Origin of the sequence: Kaistia defluvii, assembly GCF_026343955.1 — a bacterium.
GTDB lineage: Bacteria > Pseudomonadota > Alphaproteobacteria > Rhizobiales > Kaistiaceae > Kaistia > Kaistia defluvii.
Map to the genome: position 1 here is coordinate 115,729 of NZ_JAPKNI010000009.1, position 22,462 is coordinate 138,190.

Genomic DNA, 22,462 nt, shown 5'->3' on the forward strand with positions numbered 1-22,462 from the left:
CCCAAAGCCCGCTCGCGGGAGAGGGTTGGGTGAGGGTCTTGCTTGCCTTATGGCCGCGCTTTTCTTCCCGCCATCTTCAGCTGGCTGACGGATAGGCCCATTCGGCCCGCACGCTCTCGTCTGTTTCCCTCGCCATCGCGGCCAAGCGGGACGCGTCGAACTCGGCCGAAGCCAGGCGTGAGAACGCCCAGACAGCAGCGCCCCGGACGACCGGGGCCGAATCGTCCAATAGCGTCCGTACCGCCGGGAGCAGGCTGGCCTCACCGGAATTGCCGATCGCCACCAGGACGTTGCGCACGAACCGGTCGCGGCCGATGCGCTTGACCGGCGAACCGGAAAAGAACGCCCGGAACGCCGCGTCGTCGAGCGCCACGAGATCGGCGAGCCTCGGCCCCTCATATTCCGGCCGCGCCTTCAGCTTCATTTCCGAGGCGGCCTTGGCGAACTTGTTCCAGGGACAGGCAGCCAGGCAATCGTCGCAGCCATAGATGCGGTTGCCCATGGCGACGCGGAACTCGCGCGGGATCGGCCCGGCATTCTCGATCGTCAGATAGGAAATGCAGCGCCGCGCATCGATCCGGTAGGGCGAGGGGAAAGCATTTGTCGGACAGGCGTCGAGGCAGGCGCGGCACTTGCCGCAATGGTCCGTCTCGGGCGGATCGACGGGCAGTTCCAACGCCGTGAAGATCGAGCCCAGAAACAGCCAGGAGCCGAATTCGCGCGAGACGAGATTGGTGTGCTTGCCCTGCCAGCCGAGGCCGGCCGCCTCGCCGAGAGGCTTTTCCATCACCGGCGCCGTGTCGACGAAAACCTTGACCTCCGCGCCCGTGCGCGAGGCGAGCCGGCCGGCGACCTGCTTCAGCTTGCCCTTGATGATGTCGTGATAGTCGCGGTTCCTGGCATAGACGGAGATGTTGCCACGCTCGCGCGCTTCGAGCAGGGCGCGCGGATCGTCTTCCGGGCCATAATTGAGGCCCAGCATGATGACGGAGCGGACATCAGGCCAGAGAATCTTGGGATCGGCGCGCCGTGCGGCGGTCTCTTCCATCCAGGCCATCGAGCCATGGTGTCCGTCGCTCAGGAAGGCATGCAGGCGTTCCGGCGCCAGCGGGATGGCGTCCGGCCCGGTGACGCGGACGACGCTGAAGCCCTCGGCCCGCGCATCAGCGATGAGCCGCGCCTTCTCGGCCGCCCGCTGTTTCGGTGTCGACGGCGCGGGAATCAGAAATCCAGATCGACGTAATGCGGTGCCGGCAGCACGCCCCGCACCACGTCGTTCAGCAGCGGCCGGAACGACGGCCGCGACTTCACCCGCGCATACCATGCCTTCGCCGCCTCGTCCGCCTCCCATGGCACCTCGCCAAGATAGTCGATGCAGGAGATCTCGGCCGCCGCCGCGAAATCGGCCAGCGTCAGTTCGCGTCCCGCCAGCCAGTTCCGCCGCGCCGCCAGATAGCCGATATACTGGATATGATAGCGCACATTGGCGCGGGCGGCGCGGATCGCCGCCGGATCGGGCGCGGTGTTGCCTTCGCCCTGCTTCATCTGGCGCTTGTAGACCTTCTCATTGATGAGATAGCCGGTCACTTCGCCATGGAGCTTGCCGGAAAACCACTCGACCAGGCGGCGCACCTCGGCGCGATCGGCCGCATGCTCCGGCATCAGCCGGACCTCGCCCATGCGCGCACCCTTTGTCTCGACGAGATATTCGGTGATCACCGATCCGCCGGCCACCACCGTCTCGTTGTCATCGATGAAAACCGGCAGGATTCCAGCCGGATTCAGAGCCAAAAGGGCCGCATTTCGGACCCAAGGCTTCTCTTCGACGAATTCGACGGCCTCGTCATATTCCGACAGGACCAGTCGGGCATAACGCGAAGCGGCGGAAAAGGGATGATGGTGCAGAAGGGACATCGTTACGCAGGTCGAGAGGTGAAAATGCGAAGCGATTCTGCGGCGGTGAGTGCAGTTGCGAGAACGGCTCCAGCGCCCGCATATAGGCCGCGATTGTGGCGAGTATCAAGCCGATTCGCCGGTTTCGACCTTCAACGGCATTCGCAGGAGCGATGATGGATATCCCAGGTTTGCTGGATGCGCTTGTCCTCGGCTTGATCGAGGGCCTTACCGAGTTCATCCCCGTCTCCTCGACAGGACACCTGCTTTTGGCGGGGCATTTCCTCGGCTTTGACAGTCCGGGCCGGGCTTTCGAGGTGCTGATCCAGCTCGGCGCCATCCTCGCCATCCTGACGGTCTATTTCGGCCGGCTGCTGAAGATCGCGCACGACCTGCCCTCGGATCCGCGCACGCGTCGCTTCGTGCTTGGCATCCTGCTCGCCTTCCTGCCCGCCGCCGTCATCGGCGCCGCCGCGCATGGCTTCATCAAGCAGGTGCTGTTCGAAAGCCCGATGCTGATCTGCATCATGCTGATCGTCGGTGGCTTCATCCTGCTGATCGTCGACCGGCTCGATCTGAAGCCGCGCTATCACGACGCGATGGATTTCTCGCTCGGCATGTATTTCGGCATAGGCGTGGCGCAGTGCCTGGCGATGATCCCCGGCGTCTCCCGCTCGGGCTCGTCGGTCGTCGCCGCCATGCTGTTCGGCAGCGACAAGCGCGCCGCGGCGGAGTTCTCGTTCTTCCTGGCGATGCCGACCATGGCCGGCGCCTTCGCCTATGATCTCTACAAGACGCACGATCAGATCACGACGGCCGGCGCCTGGAACATCATCGTCGGCTTCATCGCCGCCTTCATCGCCGGCGTGTTCGTGGTGCGCCGGCTGCTCGATTTCGTCAGCCAACGCGGCTTCGCGCCCTTCGCCTACTGGCGGATCATCGTCGGCGCCATCGGCCTCGCCGCCGTTCTGACCTTCGGCTGACCGTCGACCCCGATGCCCATTAAAGAGGCCCGCTTCCATAGCCGGAAGCGGGCCTTTTTCATGTCGGGAAGAATCGGGCGATCAGGCCGTGCGCTTGTGGTCGAACTGACCATGCGGCTTGAAGCGCTGCAGGTAGGAGGGCAGCACGGCGAGCAGATTGCTCGGATGAATGCCGATGCCGTCCAGCGTGCGGCCCTCGGCCTCGGCGGCCGGCGAGACGACATTGTCCTGCTTCAGCACGCGAACCTGGTCGACGGTCAGGAGCGGCTTGGGCAGCCACTGCGCCACCGCCGCGCCGTAATGCGCCAGGGTCCAGGGGACCGGGACCAGCAGCGGCGAACGCTCGATCTCGGTCAGCAGCAGTTCCAGGCACTGGCGGAAGGTCTTCACTTCCGGCCCGCCGAGCTCATAGATAGTACCGCCGGACAACTGGCCCTCGACGGCGCGCGCGATCGCCTCCGCGACATCGCCGACGAAAACCGGCTGCAGCCGGGTGGCGCCGCCGCCGATCAGCGGCAGGAACGGCGAGATGCGGGCCATGTCGCCGAAGCGGTTGAAGAACTGGTCTTCCGGCCCGAACACGATCGAGGGACGCAGGATGACGGCTTCCGGCACGGTCTCGAGCACGGCCGCCTCGCCCAGCGCCTTGGTGCGGGCATAGAGCGATTCCGAATTCGCATCGGCGCCGAGCGCCGACTGGTGCACCAGCGTCTTGATGCCGGCGGCGCGGGCCGCCTCGGCCACGGCGCGGGCGCCGAAATTATGCAGGACGGAGAAGTTCTGGCGGCCGCTCTCGTTCAGCACGCCGACCAGGTTGACGACCGCGTCGGCGCCCTCGATGGCGCGGTCGACCGACCAGCGATAGCGCAGATTGGCCTGCACCGGCATGATCTGGCCGACGGAGCCGAGCGGCTGCAGGTGGCCGGCGAGATCCGGGCGACGCACCGCGACACGGATGCGCCAGCCGCGCTTCGCCAGCGCGCGCACCACATGACGGCCGATGAAGCCAGAGCCGCCGAAAACCGTGACCAGTTTGTCGGTACCCGTCGCCATGTTCTCGTCTCCATCTATCTTTGAAGCGTTCTCATATCGGCTCGCCGCGGCGCTGTACAGACGCCAGACGGTCGCGCTCAGCCGATCAGCCGCCCGACCAGCTTCGCCGTGTAATCGACCATCGGCACGATGCGCGCATAATTAAGCCGGGTCGGCCCGATCACGCCCAGCACGCCAACCACGCGGCTCTCGGAATCGCGGTAGGGCGATACCACCAGCGACGAGCCCGACAGCGAGAACAGCTTGTTCTCCGAGCCGATGAAGATGCGGACGCCGTCGCCTGCCTCGGCGCTGCCCAGGAGATGCACCAGCTCGCGCTGCGTCTCGATATCGTCGAACAGCAGGCGGATGCGCTCGAGATCCTCGGCGGCGCGCACGTCCTCGAGCAGATTGGCCTGGCCGCGGACGATCAGCGTGTCCGGCCGCACGCCGGTCGCCTCGACCCAGCTCGCGAGCCCCGCATCGATCAGGCGCGCGGTCAGCTGGTCGAGCTCGGCGCGGACCTGCCGCTGCCGCTGGTTCAGCTCGGCGCGGGCTTCCGCCAGGCTGCGGCCGCGCAGATGCGTGTTGAGATAGTTCGCCGCCTCGACCAGGCTCGACGGCGTCGTGCCGGGGTCGAGGTCGATCAGCCGGTTCTCGACCGAGCCATCCTCGCCGACCAGCACGACCAGCGCCTTGGTCGGCTCCAGGCGGACGAATTCGATGTGCTTCAGCCGCTGGTCGCTCTTCGAGGCGAGCACGACGCCGGCGCCGCGCGACAGGCCCGACAGCATGCGCCCGGCCTCGCTCAGGACGCCATCGACCGTGCGGCCGGCGCCGCCGCCGGCGACCCGGCTCTCAATGTCGCGCCGTTCGTCCGAGGTCAGGTCGCCAACTTCGAGCATCGCGTCGACGAACAGGCGCAGACCGCTTTCCGTCGGCAGCCGTCCGGCCGAAGTATGCGGCGCGTAGATCAGGCCCAGGCCTTCGAGATCGGCCATCACATTGCGGACCGAGGCGGGCGACAGCGCCATCGGCAGGATGCGGGCCAGGTTGCGCGAGCCGAGTGGCTCCCCCGTCTCCAGATAGCTGTCGACGATGCGCTTGAAGATTTCGCGCGAGCGCTGATCGAGCGCGGAAAGCGCCGACGATGCCGTCTCGGTGGCCGTGCGGTCGGCGGGCAAGACGCTGGATCCTCTCTTCGAAAGCTTCGATCTCTTTGATTAAGTGTCGATTTCGACGCCCGGTTCAAGCAGGGCTTTACGTTTTGAGCCGCCGACCTGTACAAGCGGACCAACGAAACAGCCAGGAATATCCCATGCGACCTTCGAAACGCGCCGCGGACGCCCTGCGTGCGGTAACGCTTGAACGCGGCGTTGCCAAGCACGCGGAGGGCTCTTGCCTGGTCAAGTTCGGCGACACGCACGTGCTTTGCACCGCCAGCCTCGAGGACAAGCCGCCATCCTGGCTGCGCGGGTCCGGCAAGGGCTGGGTCACCGCCGAATACGGCATGCTGCCGCGCTCGACGGGCGACCGCATGCGCCGCGAGGCCGCGACCGGCAAGCAGTCCGGCCGGACGCAGGAAATCCAGCGCCTGATCGGCCGCTCGCTGCGCGCCGTCGTCGATCTCGTCCATCTCGGCGAGAAGCAGATCACCATCGATTGCGACGTGCTGCAGGCCGATGGCGGCACCCGCACGGCCTCGGTCACCGGCGCCTGGGTGGCGCTCTATGATTGCGTCGCCTGGATGAAGTCGCGCGACATGGTCGGCCCGAAGGTGATCCGCGACCACGTCGCCGCCGTCTCGGTCGGCATGTATCGCGGCACGCCGGTGCTCGACCTCGACTATGCCGAGGATTCGGAAGCCGAGACGGATGCGAACTTCGTCATGACCGGCACCGGCGGCATCGTCGAGATCCAGGGCACCGCCGAGGGCAAGCCCTTCAACGAAGCCGAGCTGACCGCGATGCTGACGCTTGCCAAGAACGGCATCGTCGACCTGGTCGAACTGCAGAAGCTGGCCATTTCCGGATGAACGCGACCTCCCACCGCCTGACCTCCGGCGACACGCTCGTGCTCGCCTCGCATAATGGCGGCAAGCTGCGTGAGTTCGCCGGGCTGATGGCGCCGTTCGGGCTCAAGGTCGTCTCGGCCGGCGAACTCGGCCTGCCCGTGCCGGACGAGACCGGCACGACGTTCGAGGAAAACGCAGCGATCAAGGCGCATGCCGCCGCCAGGGCGTCGGGCTTCCCGGCGCTTTCGGACGATTCCGGCCTCTGCGTCGACGCGATCGGCGGCGATCCCGGCGTCTATTCGGCCGATTGGGCGGCGCCCGACGGCGATTTCGCCCGCGCCATGCGCAATGTCGAGGAGAAGCTTCAACAGGCCGGCGCCACCACGCCGGAGAGCCGCACCGGACGCTTCGTCGCCGTGCTCTGCCTCGCCTTCCCGGATGGAACAACGCGCTATTATCGCGGCGAAATCGACGGCACGCTGGTGTGGCCGCCGCGCGGCGAACTCGGCTTCGGCTACGATCCCGCCTTCCTGCCGGAAGGCCACGAGCGCACCTTCGGCGAGATGGTGGCGGAAGAGAAGCACGGCTGGTCGGCCGGCCGCACCGATGCGCTGTCGCACCGGGCGCGCGCCTTCGCGAAGTTCGCCGAAGCCGAGCTCGGGGCCTGACATCCATGGCCCCCCCGATCGAACCCGGATTTGGCGTCTATGTGCATTGGCCGTTCTGCGCGGCCAAATGCCCCTATTGCGACTTCAACTCGCATGTCCGCCACCAGGGGGTCGATCAGGAGCGGTTCGCCAAGGCGTTCGTCACCGAGATCAAGACGATGGCGGCCAAGTCCCCCGGCAGGACGGTCGAGTCGATCTTCCTCGGCGGCGGCACACCGTCGCTGATGGACCCGAAGACGGTCGGCACCATTCTCGACGCCATCGGTGCTGCATGGAACGTCGCGCCGGATGCCGAGATCTCGATGGAGGCCAACCCCTCCAGCGTCGAGGCGGAACGCTTCCGCGGCTATCGCGCCGCCGGCGTCAACCGCGTCTCGCTCGGCGTGCAGGCGCTGAACGACACAGACCTGAAGGCGCTCGGCCGTGTGCACAATGTCGAAGAGGCGATGCGCGCCATCGACATCGCCCGCGCCACGTTCCCCCGCCTGTCCTTCGACCTGATCTACGCCCGTCCGGGCCAGACGCCGGACATGTGGCGGGCCGAGCTGATGCAGGCGCTGGAACGCGCCTCCGACCACATGTCGCTCTACCAGCTCACCATCGAGCCCGGCACGATGTTCGAGAAGCTCTACCAGGCCGGCAAGCTCGCCATTCCCGACGAGGACACGGCCGCCACCTTGTTCGAGATCACGCAGGAGGTCTGCGACAAGCATGGCCGCCCGGCCTATGAGATCTCCAACCACGCGGTTCCCGGCGGCGAATGCCGGCACAATCTCGTCTATTGGCGCTATGGCGAATATGCCGGCATCGGTCCCGGCGCGCATGGCCGGCTGGTCATCGACGGCCAGCGCCACGCCACCGCGACGACGCTGCTGCCGGAAACCTGGCTCGGCCGGGTCGAATCCTGGGGCGACGGCATCGAGACCGACGACATCCTGACGCCGGAGGAATCCGGCGACGAGATGCTGCTGATGGGGCTCCGCCTGACCGAGGGCATCGATCTGCGCCGCTACAGGGCGATCGCCGGCCGCACGCTCGACCCGCGCCGGCTGGCCGATCTGATCGAGCACGGCATGGTCGAGCAGATCGACGAAAACCGCATCCGCGCCACCCGCTCCGGCTCCTTCGTGCTGGACGCGGTCGTCGCCGACCTGGCGGCCTGAGATCTTTCCTTCACCTCTCCCATGGGGAGAGGTGAAGGAAAGCCCCCCACCCCCGCCCTCTCCCGCGCGCGGGAGAGGGGGCGCCCGCGCCTGTTCGATCCGCCCGCAGGTATCCTGAAACGCCGGCCGAAAAGCCCTCGCCCGCTGGCGGGAGAGGGTGGGGTGAGGGTCTTGCTTGTCCGCGTCGATGAACCGGCTACGTCCCCGTGCGGGCAAAGGTCTGCGGGGCGCGGTCGATCATAACGGGCGTCCCGCCGCCGAGCTCGTAGACGGCCAGCTGGCGCTGGTTGGTGCCGTCGGGCAGGAAGCGGAAGGCGCCGTCAACGCCGATGAAGCCGTTCGGATTCGCCAGCGTGTCGGCCGTGAAGCGCCTGTCGCCATAGCGGGCGGCAAGCCCGGCGGCGAGGCTGGTCGCGTCATAGCCGAGCGAAGCGGTGCGCAGCGGCGGCGCGCCAAACACGCCCTGATAGCGCACCGCGAAGGCGGCATAGCCGGCGCGGTCGGGCGCCGGATACCAGCCGCCGCGAAGCGTCGGCTCGGCGGCGATGCGTGGATCGTCCCACTGGCCGGAGCCCAGGAACTTGACCTGCCCCGGCCGGATGCCGCGGGCGGAGAAGATCTGCGCCAGGAACGGCGCGGCGTCGCCGGCGTCCGGCATGAACACGGCGTCGACCTGGCCGCTCTGGATCACCGCCGCGATCGCCTCCGCCTTCTGCTGCATGGCGACCCGGTCGAGGCCGTAGCGCTCGATCGTGATGATGCGGGCGCCATTGGCGGTGGCGGCGCGCTGGACGGCCGCCTCCATTACCGTGCCATAGCCGTTATCCGGCAGCAGGGCCGCGATGGAGCGTTTTCCCTGCGAGGCGGCATAGCTGATGATCCGGTCGGCATCGGATTGCGGCAGGAAGCTCAGCAGATAGACGTTGCGGGCCGCGATGCTGGTATCGGTCGAGAAGGCGACGATCGGTACGCCGGCCGGCCTGGCGACGGAGGCCGCTGCCGCGACGGACTGGGCGAAGAGCGGCCCGATGATCAGTTCGGCGCCCTGCGAGATCGCCTCGGTCGCCGCCTCGCGCGCGCCTTCCGGCGTGCCGCGATCATCCTTGACCAGGATCTGCAGATTGGCGCCGCCCTGGAATTCGCGCAGCGCCAGATCGGCGGCATTCTTCAGATTGGCGGCGATGACGCCGGCATTGCCGGTCGCGGAAGACGGCACCAGCAGGGCGACGCGCACCGTGCCCGTGCCGAGCGTCTCGCCATGGACGGGCTGGTTGCCGGTCGCGGCCGGCGCCAGGCTGGCCGCCGCGCCGGGCCCTCCCACGGTCGAGGCGCAGGCGGCGAGCAGGCCGAGCGCGGCGACGCAGGAGGCGAACGCCCCTGCCCTGCCCGCATCCCACCGTTCGGAACGGAACCAACCCACACGCCTTCTCCTGTTCAATCGCAAGATGTAACTGTACTGGAAAGCCCATGGTTGTTCAGCGGCAAAGAGCGGCGGTTTCGGTGAATTCAGGTCTGGTGTCACATCTCCACAACGTCGGCGCGGGCGCGTCATGAGCGCTCCCGCAAGGCCGGTACCGCCGGAAGGCGCCGGCGGCGAGAGCCAGGCCGGCTATCAGATCGACGGCCAGCGCCTGCGCGCGCCGGCGATCGAGCCCGGCCTCTATATCGTCTCGACGCCGATCGGCAATCTGCGCGACATCACCATCCGCGCGCTGGCGACGCTCGCCGCCGCCGATGTGATCGCCTGCGAGGATACGCGCGTCACCCGCGTGCTGACCCGCCACTACGGCATCGAGACCGAGCTCTTCGCCTATCACGAGCACAATGCCGACCGGCAGCGCCCGAAACTGCTGGCGGCGCTCGCGGCGGGCAAGACGATCGCGCTGGTCAGCGATGCCGGCACGCCTCTGGTTTCCGATCCGGGCTTCCGGCTGGTCGGCGACGTGCTGGGCGCCGGCCATCGCGTCATCCCGATCCCCGGCGCCTCGGCGCTGCTCACCGCGCTTGTCGCGGCGGCGCTGCCGACCGACACCTTCCTGTTCGCCGGCTTCCTGCCCAACCGCACCGTCGGCCGCAAGAAGCGGCTCGCGGCGCTGGCCGACGTGCCCGGCACGCTGATCTTCTATGAATCGCCGCACCGGACGGCGGATTCGCTCGCCGACATGGCGGAAACGCTGGGCGCCGACCGCCCGGCCGTCGTGGCGCGCGAACTGACCAAGACGTTCGAAACCATCCGGCGCGGCACGCTTGGATCGCTGGCGGAGGCGTTTGGCGGCGAACCATCGCCCAAAGGCGAGATCGTCATCCTGATTGGCCCGCCGGTCGCCAGCGAGCCCGAAGCCGAGGAGATCGACTCGCTGCTCGCCCGGCTGCTGGAAAATCACCCGCTGAAGGAAGCGGCGGCGCTGGCCGCGACCGCCACCGGCATGCCGAAGCGCGATCTCTACCAGCGCGCGCTGGAACTGAAGGCGGAAGCCGCCGAGGCCGTGGAAGACGACGAAGACGATCCCGCCGAGATCGTCGACGATGAAGATGGCGCGGCCTGACCGCCGCGCCTCGGAACGCCATGGCCGTTTCGCCGAAACGGTCGCAGCACTCTATCTCAACCTGAAGGGCTATCGCACGATCGCGCGGCGCTTCCGCAGCCCGCTTGGCGAGATCGACCTCGTCATGCAGCGCGGGCGGACACTGGTCTTCGTCGAGGTCAAGGCGCGCCGGACGAAGGACGCGGCCATCCTGGCGATCACGCCGGCGGCGCGGGGGCGCCTGATCCGGGCGGCGGAGAGCTTCGTCGCCCGCCACCCGCAGGCGGCGGGTCTGACGCTTCGGTTCGACGTCGTCGCCGTCCTGCCGCGCCGGCTGCCGCACCACATCGTCGACGCTTTTGCTTCCGATCGCTGACAGCGGCATTGCCATCCGGCCCCGCCACACGACATAAGAGGCCTATTCCGCATTGGGGGCCTTCATGTCGCTTTCCGTCGCCGTCCAGATGGACCACATCGCCAAGATCAATATCCGTGGCGATTCCACCTTCGCCCTGATGCTGGAAGGCCAGCGACGCGGCCACACGCTCTATCACTACACGCCCGACCGGCTGTCGCTGAACGACGGCCGGGTCGAGGCGGCGATCGAGGCGGTCACCGTGCGCGACGTGCCGGGCGACCATTTCTCGCTCGGCGAGGCGGAGCGCACCGACCTCTCCACGCTGGACGTGGTGCTGCTGCGCCAGGATCCGCCCTTCGACATGGGCTATATCACGACGACGCACCTGCTCGAGCGCATCCATCCGAAGACGCTGGTGGTCAACGACCCCGCCGAAGTGCGCAACGCGCCGGAAAAGATCTTCGTCACCGAATATCCCAAGCTGATGCCGCCGACGCTGATCTCGCGCGATCCCGAAGAGATCCGCCGCTTCCGCCAGGAGCATGGCGACATCATCATCAAGCCGCTGTTCGGCAATGGCGGCGCCGGCGTGTTCCGCCTGTCGGAGGGCGACCAGAACCTCGCCTCGCTGCTGGAAATCTTCGCCGCCGCCTATCGCGGCGAACCCTATGTCGTGCAGCGCTACCTGCCGGCAGTGCGGGCCGGCGACAAGCGCATCATCCTGGTCGACGGCGTCGCGGTCGGCGCGATCAACCGGGTGCCGGCGGATGGCGAGTCGCGCTCCAACATGCATGTCGGCGGCCGCCCCGAGCCGATCGAGCTGACCCGGCGCGACCGCGAGATCTGCGAGGCGATCGGGCCCGATCTGAAGAAGCGCGGCTTCGTCTTCGTCGGCATCGACGTCATCGGCGACTACCTGACCGAGATCAACGTCACCTCGCCGACCGGCATCCGCGAGGTGAAGCGCTTCGGCGGCGCGGACATCGCGGCGCTGGTCTGGGACGCGATCGAATCCAAGCGCTAGGGTTAACAGGGCGCTAACAGGATCTGCCCGTCGCGACGGATGTTCACGACCTGTTCTTGACTCTCCCTGAGATTGACGTAACGTCATCATCAAAGGGGGAGCAGGCATGGTCGCGCATGTCACGACGGTGGCTTTTCAGGGCATCGAGGCGGTTCCGGTCGACGTCCAGGTGCAGATCGCGCCCGGCTTCCCCGGCATCATCATCGTCGGCCTGCCGGACAAGGCGGTGGCCGAGAGCCGCGAGCGGGTGCGCGCCGCGCTGCATGCCTCCGGCCTCGCCCTGCCGCCGAAGCGGATCATCATCAACCTGGCGCCGGCCGACCTGCCCAAGGAAGGCAGCCATTACGACCTGCCGATCGCACTCGGCCTGATGGCCGGTCTTGGCGCGCTTCCCGGCGACCAGCTGACGGATTTCGTCGTGCTCGGCGAGCTGGCGCTGGACGGCACCATCGCCACCGTGGCCGGCGTGCTGCCGGCGGCGATCGGCGCCAACGCCATGGGGCGCGGGCTGATCTGCCCGGCCGCCTGCGGGGCGGAAGCCGCCTGGGCCGGCGGCGACATGGAAATCCTCGCGCCGCGCAGCCTGATCGCCATCGCCAACCACTTCAAGGGCACGCAGGTCCTGACCCGGCCGACACCGGCGCTGCAGCGCGACGGCGCCCCCCTCCCCGATCTCGCCGATGTGCGTGGCCAGGAAAGCGCCCGCCGCGCGCTGGAGATCGCCGCCGCCGGCGGCCACAACCTGCTGATGGCCGGGCCGCCCGGCGCCGGCAAGTCGATGCTGGCGAGCCGCCTGCCCTCGATCCTGCCGCCGCTCTCGCCCAAGGAACTGCTGGAAGTCTCGATGATCGCCTCGATCGGCGGCGAGCTTTCCGGCGGCAAGCTGACAGATCGCCGGCCGTTTCGCGCGCCGCATCACTCAGCCTCGATGGCCGCCATGGTCGGCGGCGGCCTGCGCGCGCGACCGGGCGAGGCGTCGCTCGCCCATCACGGCATCCTGTTCCTCGACGAGCTGCCGGAATTCACGCCCCAGGTGCTCGATTCGCTGCGCCAGCCGCTCGAAGCCGGCGAAGTTCTGATCGCCCGCGCCAACCACCGCATCCGCTATCCCTCGCGTTTCCAGCTGATCGCCGCCATGAATCCGTGCCGATGCGGCATGGCGGGAGAACCCGGCATGAGCTGCAAGCGAGGCCCGCGCTGCGCCGCCGACTATCAGGCCCGGCTTTCCGGGCCCTTCCTCGACCGAATCGACCTGCGCATCGAGGTGCCGGCGGTGACCGCGAGCGATCTGATCGGCACGGCCCCGTCCGAAAGCAGCGCCACCGTGGCCGAGCGGGTCGCGGCGGCGCGCGCGCTACAGGCGGAACGGTTCGAGGCGCTGGGCGTCGACAACATCCGCACCAACGCCCAATGCGCCAGTTCGCTGATCGAGACGATTGCCACGCCCGACGAGGCCGGCATCAAGCTGCTCGGCGACGCAGCCGCCGCGCTGAAACTGTCCGCGCGCGGCTATCACCGCGTGCTCAAGGTGGCGCGCACCATCGCCGATCTCGACGGCGCCGAGACCGTCGGCCGCCTGCACCTCGCCGAGGCGCTGCGCTACCGCGTCGCAGGCGATCGCATCCTGGCGGCGGCCTGAACGGCTTCCGAGGGGGCAGAGGGCTGAGGAAGGACAGATCGGGGATGGGTCGCCTTCTTCGGCCGGGCGCCCGGACTGACGCGCGTGGGCAATCGGCAGGCTGGTGAGGATCGAGGGGCTCGAGCTGTCTGCTTCCCACACGCCCGGGGTTCTAGACGAGCCACGCACGTACCCGCACGCCAGCCGTCTGGAGCTGCTGCTGACCGAACCATCATGGCCGAGCCTCATGACGCGCTTTGCCGGCGAAGCGGCAACAGCGGCCGGACAAGCCCCGGAAGAGCTTCGTCACCAAACTGTCGGAGAGATGTGATCTCTTCGCCGGGTAGCCCCGTGATCCCGGCATGAGCCGGTCGGGCGGAGCCGGAGAACAGTGTGATGGTGAAGCGCGTGAACGCCGCGTCCCAGCAGGTCCAGCGTGTATCGGCGGCGATCATTGCTTTGCCGGCACTATCGCAGCGCGTATTCGGCGGTATAAGACTTCCGATGCCGAAAGCCCTTCGCCCTGCCCTGCCCCTGCCTGAGTCGCTCGGACGAATCGGAGCGCTGGAAGTCCGGCTCGCCGTCACCCCGCGCGAGGTGAAAAAGGCGCAGAAGCTGCGCTACAAGGTCTTCTACGAGGAAATGTCGGCCATTCCGGACGTGCAGGCACAGCTGTCGCGCCGCGATCGCGACGGCTTCGACCGGATCTGCGACCATCTCCTCGTCATCGACCATGATACCCGGACCGCCGCCGGCGAAGCGGCGATCGTCGGCACGTACCGCCTGTTGCGCCAGGAGGTGGCAAGCCGGCATACCGGATTCTATTCGGCGAGCGAGTTCGACATCGGCCCCCTGCTGGAGCGCCACGACGCGCTGAATTTCCTCGAGCTCGGCCGCTCCTGCGTCCTCAAGCCCTATCGCACCAAGCGCACGGTCGAACTGCTCTGGCACGGCATCTGGAGCTATGTCCGCAGCCATGGCATCGACGTGATGGTCGGCTGTGCGTCGCTCGAAGGCACCAATCCCGACGCCCTGGCGCTGCCGCTTTCCTTCCTGCACCACCATGCCCGCGCGCCGGCCGAATGGTCGGTAAGCGCGCTGCCGCATCGTCGTGTCGCCATGGACCGGCTGCCGGAAGGGGCGATCGACATGAAGGCGGCGCTGAAGACGCTGCCGCCGCTGATCAAGGGCTATCTGCGCCTCGGCGCCTATATCGGCGACGGCGCCGTGGTCGACCGCCAGTTCGGCACGACGGATGTGTTGATCGTGCTGCCCGTGGCCTCGATCAACGAGCGCTATGTCAACCACTACGGCGTCGACGCGACCCGCTACGCGGCCTAGCGCGTTGTCGAGCGAAGGGGTACCGGTTCGCGTGAAGAAAACGCAACCCCACAAGGCGTTAGAGCCTTTCTCCGTTTCAGAGAGACGATGAAAGGGTCTAGCGCGGCGGGAAGGCACGACCGGCGCGCGAGCGGTAGGTCGGCAGCGTCCAGCCGAAGATAAGCGCGCCAGCGCGCACGATGAAGGCGCTGATCGCGCCGAGGAACGCCGCCGGCCAGAACGGCAGGCCGAGATCGCTCGCCAGCACGAACAGCGCGGCGCCGACCACCGTGGCCGTGACGTAGATTTCCTTGCGCAGCAGCACCGAGGGCTCGCCCGTGACGATATCGCGGATGATGCCGCCGAAGGTGGCGGTGACGACGCCCATCACCACCGCGCCAAACGGGCTGGCACCGGCATCGAGCGCCCGGGCCGCGCCCATGACGCAATAGCCGGAGATGCCGATCGCATCGGCCCAGAGCAGCAGCCGGTAGCGATATTCGATGAAGGGCGCCAGGAAGAAGACAATGACGCCGGTCAGGGCGCAGAGCACGACCGGCGCCGGCTGGGTGATCCAGAAGACCGGAGTCGCTCCCAGGATCACGTCGCGGATCGTGCCGCCCCCGACGCCCGTCATGGCGGCGAGGAAGACAAAGCCGACGAGATCAAGCTGCCGCCTGGACGCGGCGAGCGCCCCCGTGACGGCAAAGACGAAAACCCCGATGAGGTCGAGGCTGTAGAGCAGGGCAGCGTCCACAGCCTCCCCCGCCTCAGGCCGAACGCGGCGTCGAATCGTCCGCTGCGGTCTTCACTTCCTTCGGCTTGGGCGCGCCCTTGGCGACGCCGACCATGGCCGGGCGCAGCACCCGATCCCCGATCACATAGCCGGACTGCATGACCTGCATGACGGTGCCGGCCGGCTGCTCGGTGGTCGGGATCTCGAACACTGCCTGGTGCATGTGCGGATCGAACTTCTGGCCGAGCGGATCGAGCTTGCGGACGCCGTGCTTCTCCAGCGAGTTGACCAGATCGCGTTCGGTCATCTCGACGCCGTCGATGAGAAGGTTCAGTGCCTCGCTGCTGCTGCGGGCTTCGTCCGGCACCGCTTCGATCGCGCGGGCGAGATTGTCGCCGGCGGTCAGCATGTCGCGGGCGAAAGCGGCGATCGCATATTGGCGGGCATCGGCGACTTCGCGCTCGGTACGGCGGCGAAGATTTTCCATCTCGGCGATGGTTCGCAGCACGCGATCCTTCAACTCGGCCGATTCGGCTTCCAAAGCCGCGATGCGAGCCGCCGCGACGTCGCCGTCCACGGCCGCGGCTGCCGCTTCGGCGGCTGCTTCGGTGGGGGATACGGGCTGGGTATCGTCAGACATGGCGAACTCTCTTTTGATCAGAACCAAAGGTAGGCCCGATATCATGAGTTTAGGGCAGAAAATCAAGCGCTGCGCCAGCCCGCCATCGGTCATGGCGCCGGCAGGACGCCTCCAAGGCGCCGCTAGAGGACAATCACGCCGTGATGCAGCGCCTCGGCCTCGGGTTCGACATGGATCAGCACCTCAGACCCCGGGATGGCCTTGTTGAGCGCCGCCTCGATCCGGTCGCAGATGACGTGGCCGGCGGCGACCGTCATCGAACCCGGCACGACGAGATGGAATTCGATGAAGATGACGCGGCCGGCATTGCGGGTCCGGAGGTCATGCACCTCGATGGCGCCCGTCGCCTCGGTCGAGATGATCGCGCGGATCTCGCCGTCGACCTCGCTGGAGACCGCATGATCCATGAGGCCGCCGACGGAATCGCGGATGACGCGCCAGCCCGACCAGAGGATGTTGACGGCGACGATCACCGCCAGCAGCGGATCAAGCACGATCCAGCCCGTCAGCGCAACCAGCACCAGGCCACAGAAGACGCCGATGGAACTGATGACGTCGCTGGTCAGATGCCAGGCTTCGGCGATGAAGGCGGGCGAGCGGCGGCGGCGGCCGAAACGGAACAGGTACATCGCCCAGGCCCCGTTGATGGCGGTCGCCAGCAGATTGATCGACAGGCCGACGCTGGTGTTTTCCAGCGCGTGCTGCGCTTCGTAGCTGATCCAGGCCTCGCGCAGGATCAGAAGCGCCGCGACGACGATCAGGACGCCTTCCAGCACGGCGGAGAAATACTCGGCCTTGTGATGGCCGAACTGGTGGTCGCTATCGGCCGGCTTGTGGCTGACCCGGATGGCCCAGAAGGCGGCGACGGCGGTGACGAGATTGACGATGCTCTCGAGCGCGTCCGAATAAAGCGCGACGCTGCCGGTCTGCAGATAGGCGGCATATTTCAGCGCCATCACGACCAGCGCGATGACGATCGAGCTGAGCGCGACAAGCGTGATCCTGTCGTTCCATTTCGGCATGATCGTCCTCGGCATATCGGCGGTTTCGGCGCATTAGCACCGCCCCGAGGAGGCTTCAACGGCTATCTTCGCAACTGCGAACGAGTGGCAATCGAACCTGCCAGAAACCCAGCAAACGCCTCAAAGACGGCGCAGCGCGACCTGTTCGATCAAATGACTTTCCCCTTTGCTGAGGATAAGATCGGCGCGCGGCCGGGTCGGTCGGATGTTCTCGTCGAGATTGACCCGGTTGATGCGCGACCACAGCCGCTCGGCGATCGCCAGCGCCTCGTCGTCCGGGACCATCGCATAGCGGTGGAAGTAGGAATTGGGGTCCTGGAAGGCGGTCTCGCGCAGGCGCTGGAAGCGCTCGACATACCAGCGCCGGATATCCGCCTCGTCGGCATCGATATAGATCGAGAAATCGAAGAAGTCGGAGACGAAGGGCACGGCCGTGCCGTCGCGCGGCAGGCGCGGCGCCTGCAGCACGTTGATGCCCTCGACGATCAGGATGTCGGGGCGGTCGATGGTGATCCGCTCGCTCGGCACGATGTCGTAGACGAGATGCGAATAGACCGGCGCGGAGACGCTGCCGAGGCCCGCCTTGATGTCGGAAAGGAAGGCGAGCAGCGCCGGCAGGTCATAGCTCTCCGGAAAGCCCTTGCGCTCCATCAGCCCTTCGCGCTCGAGCACGGCGTTGGGATAGAGGAAGCCGTCCGTGGTGATGAGGTCGACCTTCGGCGTGTTGGTCCAGCGGGCGAGCAGTGCCTTCAGCACGCGCGCCGTGGTCGACTTGCCGACGGCGACCGACCCGCCAATGCCGATGATGAAGGGCGTCTTGCCCTCATTGGCGCCGAGGAAGGTGCGGGTCGCGTTGTAGAGGCCCTGGGTGGCGGCGACATAGAGGCTGAGCAGCCGCGACAGCGGCAGGTAGATCGTCACGACCTCGTCGATCGAGATCGGGTCGTTCAGGCTGCGCAGGCGGGAAAGGTCGTCCTCGGTCAAGGTCAGCGGCATATCGGCCCGGAGGCTTGCCCATTCCTTGCGGCCGAAGATGCGATGCGGGGCGTGCTCGATCCGCGCAGACTTGTCCATGGTCATTCTCCCGGGCCGCGGATCACTCCGCCGGCCGCGACGCCTTTTCCTGCAGCCCGGTCTGCCGGGTGCGGCCTTCAAGCTCCGCCATGACGGCATCGAGCGGCACTTCGGACGCCTCGAGCATCACCAGCAGATGATAGAGCACGTCGGCAGCCTCCGCCGTCAGTTCCGCGCCATTGCGCTCGGTCGCGGCGATGACGGCCTCGACCGCCTCCTCGCCGAATTTCTTGGCGCAGCGCGAAGGGCCCTTGGCCACCAGCTTGGCGGTGTAGGAGCCGGGATCGCCGGAATGGGCGCGGTCCCGGATGATGGCGGCGAGATCGGAAAGCGTGAAATCGGACATGCCCTGCCCTCCTCAGCCGTCGAGCCGGACGGGAATGCCGGCCGCTGCCATGTGCGACTTGACCTCGCCAATGGTGAACTGGCCGAAGTGGAACACGGATGCCGCCAGAACGGCGCTGGCATGGCCCTCGATCACGCCATCGACGAAATGATCGAGCGCGCCGACGCCGCCCGATGCGATCACGGGGATCGGCACCGCATCGGCGATGGCGCGGGTGAGCGCGAGGTCGAAGCCGTCGCGCGTGCCGTCTCGGTCCATCGAGGTCAGAAGGATCTCGCCGGCGCCGAGCGCCGCGACCTCGATCGCATATTCGATCGCGTCGATGCCGGTCGCCTTGCGGCCGCCATGGGTGAAAATCTCCCAGCGGTCGTGGTCGGCGCCATCCACGCCGCGCCGCCTGGTCTGCTTGGCGTCGATAGCGACGACAATCGCCTGGGCGCCGAACTTTTCCGCCGCGCGGGCGACGATCCTGCGGTCCGTCACGGCGGCGGAGTTGATCGCCACCTTGTCGGCGCCGGCCAGCATCAGGGCGCGGATGTCTTCCACCGCGCGGACGCCGCCGCCGACCGTCACCGGCATGAAGCAGGCTTCCGCCGTGCGCGCCACGACATCCAGGATGGTGCCGCGGTTTTCGTGCGTCGCGGTGATGTCGAGGAAGCAAAGCTCGTCGGCACCGGCCGCATCATAGGCTTTTGCCGCCTCGACGGGATCGCCGGCATCGATCAGGTCGACGAACTGCACGCCCTTGACGACGCGGCCGTCATGCACGTCGAGGCAGGGAATGACACGGGTCTTCAGCATCAGGCGGTCTCCCGCGCTTCGCGGATCAGCTTCAGCGCCTCGGCCGGGTCGAGCCGGCCATCATAGAGCGCACGGCCGGAGATCGCGCCTTCGAGGATGGCGCAATCGGGCTCAAGCAGGCGCTTGACGTCGTCGAGCGAGGCGAGGCCGCCCGAGGCGATCACCGGGATCTCGACGGCGCGGGCGAGCGCCAGGGTCGATTCGATGTTGAGGCCCTTCAGCACGCCGTCGCGGTCGATGTCGGTGAAGACGATGGCCGCGACGCCGGCATCCTCGAACCGGCGCGCCAGCTCGATGGTGGTCAGCTCGGATGTCTCGGCCCAGCCTTCGACGGCGACCTTGCCGCCGCGCGCGTCGATGCCGACGGCGACCTGGCCCGGATGCGCCTTGCAGGCCTCGCGCACGAGGTCGGGATCGCGCACCGCGATGGTGCCGAGAATGACGCGGGCAATGCCCTTGTCGAGCCAGGCTTCGACGCCGGCGCGGTCGCGGATGCCGCCACCGAGTTGGACCGGCATCTTGACGGCCTTGAGGATCGCCTCGACCGCCGCGCCATTGACCGGCTGGCCGGCAAAGGCGCCGTTGAGGTCGACGACGTGCAGATACTCAAAACCCTGCGTCTCGAATTCATGCGCCTGGGCGCCGGGATCGGTGTTGAACACCGTCGCCTGCTCCATGTCGCCGAGCTTCAGGCGGACACAGGCGCCGTCCTTCAAATCGATGGCCGGGAAAAGGATCATCAGGGCTTCCACTTCAGGAAGTTGGCGAGAAGGGCGAGACCGAGCTTCTGGCTCTTCTCGGGATGAAACTGCGTGCCGGCGATGTTGCCGGTGGTGACGATCGCGGTGATCGGGCCGCCATAATCGGCCGTCGCCACGACGTCGCCGGCGTGCTCGGCATAGAACTGATAGCCATGCAGGAAATAGGCGTGCCAGCCATCGTCGCCCAGCGCGATGCCATCGAGCAGCGGGTGCGGTCCCGAGGCATTGAGCGTGTTCCAGCCCATATGCGGGATCTTCAGGCGCGGATCGCTCGGCTCGATGCGGCGGACCTCGCCCTGGATGCGGCCGAGGCCCTGGGTCACGCCATATTCGATGCCGCGCGTGGCGAGCAGCTGCATGCCGACGCAGATGCCGAGGAACGGCCGGCCGCGCGCGTCGATCGCCTCGTTGATCGCCCCGATCATGCCGTCGACGCTGTCGAGGCTGGTGCGACAATCGGCAAACGCGCCGTCGCCGGGCAGCACGATGTGATCGGCCCTGGCGACGACCTCCGGATCGGCGGTGACGACGACGGGCGCCGTCGAGCCGGTGCGCGAAGCGGCAAGCTCCAGCGCCTTGGCGGCCGAGCGAAGATTGCCGGCGCCGTAGTCAATGATGGCAATGGTCATCGGGTCGTCCCCGGGCTCGGAAAGAGGCCGACAATGTCGGTCGAGAAACTGGGTCTGGCGGCAGGGCCGGCGACGACATTGTCGGCCTCGGCCGGCGTGCCTGCCGGACGATGGAAGAAGCGGATCTCCGCCTCCGCGATCGAATGTCCATCGACCACGGCGCGCTCGGCAAATCCGCGCCGCGCCAGCGTCCAGCGCCGCAACGTGTTGCCTTCGACACCGAGATAGAGCGCGCCGAGAATGCCGAGCGCGGTCGCCGTCGGCGCGCCGAGAAAGCGGCCGGCGAGCTCGATCGCGACCGCGAACAGGGCATAGAAGCACAGCACGATCCACATGCGGCGATACAGCATCCAGATCACCGGGATGACCAAGGCGGGCCAGCAGAAGCCGTCCTTGACGAAGATCATCCGGTCGGCCTCGCTCGCTCCGCCGGTCGCGGAAACAGGCGGTGCGTGAACGGTATAGGTCGTCATGACGCCCTCTCAGTCGCCCAGCTTGCCCTTGGTCGACGGCACGCGATCGGCCTGGCGCGGGTCGATCGACGCGGCCACCCGAAGCGTCCGCGCGACCGCCTTGAAGCAGGTCTCGGCGATATGGTGGTTGTTGTCACCATAGAGATTTTCGATGTGCAGCGTGATGCCGGCGTTCTGGGCGAAGGCCTGGAAGAATTCCTTGAACAGCTCGGTGTCGAAATCGCCGACCTTGTCGCGCGAGAACTCGACCTTCCAGACCAAGTAGGGCCGGCCGGACACATCGATGGCGCAGCGGGTCAGCGCCTCGTCCATGGCGAGGTGCGTGTCGGCATAGCGGGTGATGCCGCGCATCTCGCCCAGCGCCTTCCTGAGCGCCTGGCCGATGGCGATGCCGACATCCTCCACCGTGTGATGCTGGTCGATATGCAGGTCGCCCTTGCACCGGATGGTGAGGTCCATCAGGCCATGGCGGGCCAACTGATCGAGCATATGGTCGAAGAAGCCGACGCCCGTGGCGATGTCGGCGCGGCCGGTGCCGTCGAGATCCAGCGTCACCGCGATCTCGGTTTCCTTCGTCTTGCGCTCGATCGTGGCGCTACGCATATCTGCTTTCCTTCTTAGTCCCGCTCGGCCCAATTCAGCCCAGGACAGCCGGCTTTTATCAGGCGTTTCCTTGTAACGCCATAAGGTTGAGCAAGCCTTTGCATCGCCGGGCAGCGCGCCTACATATGACCCTCTAGCCAAACAGGGATCGCCGCGGGGCCTCCAGGGACCAACGCGATCCGCCACGAAAGCAGATCATGACACATTCCCAGAATGACAGCCCCTATGCGGCTTGGCACGGGACGACGATCATCACCGTTCGCAAGGGCGACAAGGTGGTCATCGCCGGCGACGGCCAGGTGTCGCTCGGACAGACGGTGATCAAGCACACCGCCCGCAAGGTCCGCCCGCTCGGCAAGGGTGGCGTCATCGCCGGTTTCGCCGGCTCGACCGCCGACGCCTTCACCCTGTTCGAGCGGCTGGAGGCCAAGCTTGAGCAATATCCGGGACAATTGACGCGTGCCTGCGTCGAACTCGCCAAGGACTGGCGTACCGACCGCTATCTGCGCCATCTCGAGGCGATGATGCTGGTCGCCGACAGCAGCACCAGCCTTGTCCTCACCGGCAATGGCGACGTGCTGGAGCCGGAGGGCGGCGTGATGGGCATCGGCTCCGGCGGCAACTACGCGCTCGCCGCCGCCCGCGCCCTGATGGACAGCGACTTGACCGCCGAGCAGATCGCCCGCAAGGCGATGGCGATCGCCGCCGACATCTGCGTCTACACCAACACCAGTGTCACGCTCGAGCAGCTCGACGCAGCCTAGGGCGGACAGGAAACC

General features: G+C 67.3%; 25 protein-coding genes. 10 read left to right on the forward strand and 15 right to left on the reverse strand.

The window, feature by feature from the left end; genetic code table 11:
* Positions 1-76 precede the first annotated feature (76 nt).
* Both queG and OSH10_RS19595 read right to left on the reverse strand, forming a co-directional pair.
* Positions 77-1,324 carry a tRNA epoxyqueuosine(34) reductase QueG gene (gene queG / locus OSH10_RS19590; RefSeq protein ID WP_266333819.1) on the reverse strand — a complete coding sequence of 416 codons (1,248 nt, stop codon included), beginning with the start codon at positions 1,322-1,324 and terminating at the stop codon, positions 77-79.
* A complete protein-coding gene (locus tag OSH10_RS19595) occupies positions 1,222-1,914 on the reverse strand; it encodes a glutathione S-transferase family protein (RefSeq protein WP_266333821.1) in 693 nt (230 codons plus the stop codon). The genes queG and OSH10_RS19595 overlap by 103 nt, the downstream gene beginning before the upstream one ends.
* 155 nt (positions 1,915-2,069) lie before the next feature.
* On the opposite strand from OSH10_RS19595, the gene OSH10_RS19600 reads away from it, so the two are divergent.
* A complete protein-coding gene (locus tag OSH10_RS19600) occupies positions 2,070-2,876 on the forward strand; it encodes an undecaprenyl-diphosphate phosphatase (protein WP_266333823.1) in 807 nt (268 codons plus the stop codon).
* Positions 2,877-2,957: 81 nt separating this feature from the next.
* Here OSH10_RS19600 and OSH10_RS19605 read toward each other — a convergent pair whose 3' ends face one another.
* Positions 2,958-3,929: a complex I NDUFA9 subunit family protein gene (locus tag OSH10_RS19605; RefSeq protein WP_266333825.1), complete on the reverse strand. Its 972-nt coding sequence runs from the start codon at positions 3,927-3,929 to the stop codon at positions 2,958-2,960.
* 77 nt (positions 3,930-4,006) lie between these two features.
* The gene (gene hrcA, locus OSH10_RS19610) at positions 4,007-5,092 is read right to left on the reverse strand and encodes a heat-inducible transcriptional repressor HrcA (protein ID WP_266333827.1); all 1,086 of its coding nucleotides are present in this window, start codon (positions 5,090-5,092) and stop codon (positions 4,007-4,009) included.
* A 134-nt stretch (positions 5,093-5,226) separates the two neighbouring features.
* Here hrcA and rph point away from each other — a divergent pair, with 134 nt between their 5' ends.
* The 3 genes from rph to hemW are packed head-to-tail and all read left to right on the forward strand — an operon-like array spanning position 5,227 to position 7,753.
* A complete protein-coding gene (gene rph / locus OSH10_RS19615) occupies positions 5,227-5,943 on the forward strand; it encodes a ribonuclease PH (protein ID WP_266333829.1) in 717 nt (238 codons plus the stop codon).
* A complete protein-coding gene (locus OSH10_RS19620; RefSeq protein ID WP_266333831.1) occupies positions 5,940-6,590 on the forward strand; it encodes a non-canonical purine NTP pyrophosphatase in 651 nt (216 codons plus the stop codon). Before rph ends, OSH10_RS19620 begins: the two co-directional genes overlap by 4 nt.
* A gap of 5 nt (positions 6,591-6,595) precedes the next feature.
* Entirely contained in the window at positions 6,596-7,753 is a 1,158-nt protein-coding gene (gene hemW, locus OSH10_RS19625) for a radical SAM family heme chaperone HemW (protein ID WP_266333833.1), read from the forward strand.
* Positions 7,754-7,949: 196 nt separating this feature from the next.
* Here the strand turns inward: hemW and OSH10_RS19630 are convergent, their stop codons facing one another.
* Positions 7,950-9,173 (reverse strand): penicillin-binding protein activator, encoded by a 1,224-nt coding sequence (locus OSH10_RS19630; protein ID WP_266333835.1) that lies wholly within the window; start codon positions 9,171-9,173, stop codon positions 7,950-7,952.
* A gap of 130 nt (positions 9,174-9,303) precedes the next feature.
* Between OSH10_RS19630 and rsmI the strand changes: the two genes are divergently transcribed.
* The 5 genes from rsmI (at position 9,304) to OSH10_RS19655 (ending at position 14,619) form a co-directional block, all read left to right on the forward strand.
* On the forward strand, positions 9,304-10,299 hold the full coding sequence (rsmI, locus tag OSH10_RS19635) for a 16S rRNA (cytidine(1402)-2'-O)-methyltransferase (RefSeq protein ID WP_266333837.1): 996 nt from the start codon (positions 9,304-9,306) through the stop codon (positions 10,297-10,299).
* Complete coding sequence (locus OSH10_RS19640) at positions 10,286-10,654, forward strand: YraN family protein (RefSeq protein ID WP_266333949.1); 369 nt, start codon at positions 10,286-10,288, stop codon at positions 10,652-10,654. The genes rsmI and OSH10_RS19640 overlap by 14 nt, the downstream gene beginning before the upstream one ends.
* Positions 10,655-10,718: 64 nt before the next feature.
* Positions 10,719-11,660 carry a glutathione synthase gene (gshB, locus tag OSH10_RS19645; protein WP_266333839.1) on the forward strand — a complete coding sequence of 314 codons (942 nt, stop codon included), beginning with the start codon at positions 10,719-10,721 and terminating at the stop codon, positions 11,658-11,660.
* A gap of 106 nt (positions 11,661-11,766) precedes the next feature.
* Positions 11,767-13,299 (forward strand): YifB family Mg chelatase-like AAA ATPase, encoded by a 1,533-nt coding sequence (locus OSH10_RS19650; RefSeq protein WP_266333841.1) that lies wholly within the window; start codon positions 11,767-11,769, stop codon positions 13,297-13,299.
* 483 nt (positions 13,300-13,782) lie between these two features.
* A complete protein-coding gene (locus OSH10_RS19655) occupies positions 13,783-14,619 on the forward strand; it encodes a GNAT family N-acetyltransferase (protein ID WP_266333843.1) in 837 nt (278 codons plus the stop codon).
* Between the two features lie 97 nt (positions 14,620-14,716).
* On the opposite strand, the gene OSH10_RS19660 is transcribed toward OSH10_RS19655, so the two are convergent.
* From OSH10_RS19660 to hisB, 10 genes are all read right to left on the reverse strand, one after another.
* Positions 14,717-15,355 (reverse strand): trimeric intracellular cation channel family protein, encoded by a 639-nt coding sequence (locus OSH10_RS19660; protein WP_266333845.1) that lies wholly within the window; start codon positions 15,353-15,355, stop codon positions 14,717-14,719.
* A 13-nt stretch (positions 15,356-15,368) separates the two neighbouring features.
* Complete coding sequence (gene grpE, locus OSH10_RS19665) at positions 15,369-15,974, reverse strand: nucleotide exchange factor GrpE (protein ID WP_266333847.1); 606 nt, start codon at positions 15,972-15,974, stop codon at positions 15,369-15,371.
* Positions 15,975-16,096: 122 nt separating this feature from the next.
* The gene (locus tag OSH10_RS19670) at positions 16,097-16,996 is read right to left on the reverse strand and encodes a cation diffusion facilitator family transporter (protein ID WP_266333849.1); all 900 of its coding nucleotides are present in this window, start codon (positions 16,994-16,996) and stop codon (positions 16,097-16,099) included.
* Positions 16,997-17,116: 120 nt separating this feature from the next.
* Entirely contained in the window at positions 17,117-18,070 is a 954-nt protein-coding gene (gene coaA, locus OSH10_RS19675; protein WP_266333850.1) for a type I pantothenate kinase, read from the reverse strand.
* Between the two features lie 22 nt (positions 18,071-18,092).
* Positions 18,093-18,416, reverse strand: a complete 324-nt coding sequence (locus OSH10_RS19680) for a phosphoribosyl-ATP diphosphatase (RefSeq protein ID WP_266333852.1) — start codon at positions 18,414-18,416, stop codon at positions 18,093-18,095.
* Between the two features lie 12 nt (positions 18,417-18,428).
* Entirely contained in the window at positions 18,429-19,217 is a 789-nt protein-coding gene (gene hisF, locus OSH10_RS19685) for an imidazole glycerol phosphate synthase subunit HisF (protein WP_266333854.1), read from the reverse strand.
* Positions 19,217-19,957: a 1-(5-phosphoribosyl)-5-[(5-phosphoribosylamino)methylideneamino]imidazole-4-carboxamide isomerase gene (gene hisA, locus OSH10_RS19690; protein WP_266333856.1), complete on the reverse strand. Its 741-nt coding sequence runs from the start codon at positions 19,955-19,957 to the stop codon at positions 19,217-19,219. Before hisA ends, hisF begins: the two co-directional genes overlap by 1 nt.
* Positions 19,957-20,607 carry an imidazole glycerol phosphate synthase subunit HisH gene (hisH, locus tag OSH10_RS19695; RefSeq protein WP_266333858.1) on the reverse strand — a complete coding sequence of 217 codons (651 nt, stop codon included), beginning with the start codon at positions 20,605-20,607 and terminating at the stop codon, positions 19,957-19,959. The genes hisA and hisH overlap by 1 nt, the downstream gene beginning before the upstream one ends.
* Positions 20,604-21,080 carry a DUF2628 domain-containing protein gene (locus OSH10_RS19700; protein ID WP_266333860.1) on the reverse strand — a complete coding sequence of 159 codons (477 nt, stop codon included), beginning with the start codon at positions 21,078-21,080 and terminating at the stop codon, positions 20,604-20,606. The genes hisH and OSH10_RS19700 overlap by 4 nt, the downstream gene beginning before the upstream one ends.
* A gap of 9 nt (positions 21,081-21,089) precedes the next feature.
* A complete protein-coding gene (gene hisB / locus OSH10_RS19705) occupies positions 21,090-21,683 on the reverse strand; it encodes an imidazoleglycerol-phosphate dehydratase HisB (RefSeq protein ID WP_266333862.1) in 594 nt (197 codons plus the stop codon).
* Positions 21,684-21,880: 197 nt separating this feature from the next.
* On the opposite strand from hisB, the gene hslV reads away from it, so the two are divergent.
* Positions 21,881-22,447, forward strand: a complete 567-nt coding sequence (hslV, locus tag OSH10_RS19710) for an ATP-dependent protease subunit HslV (RefSeq protein WP_266333864.1) — start codon at positions 21,881-21,883, stop codon at positions 22,445-22,447.
* Positions 22,448-22,462 lie beyond the last annotated feature (15 nt).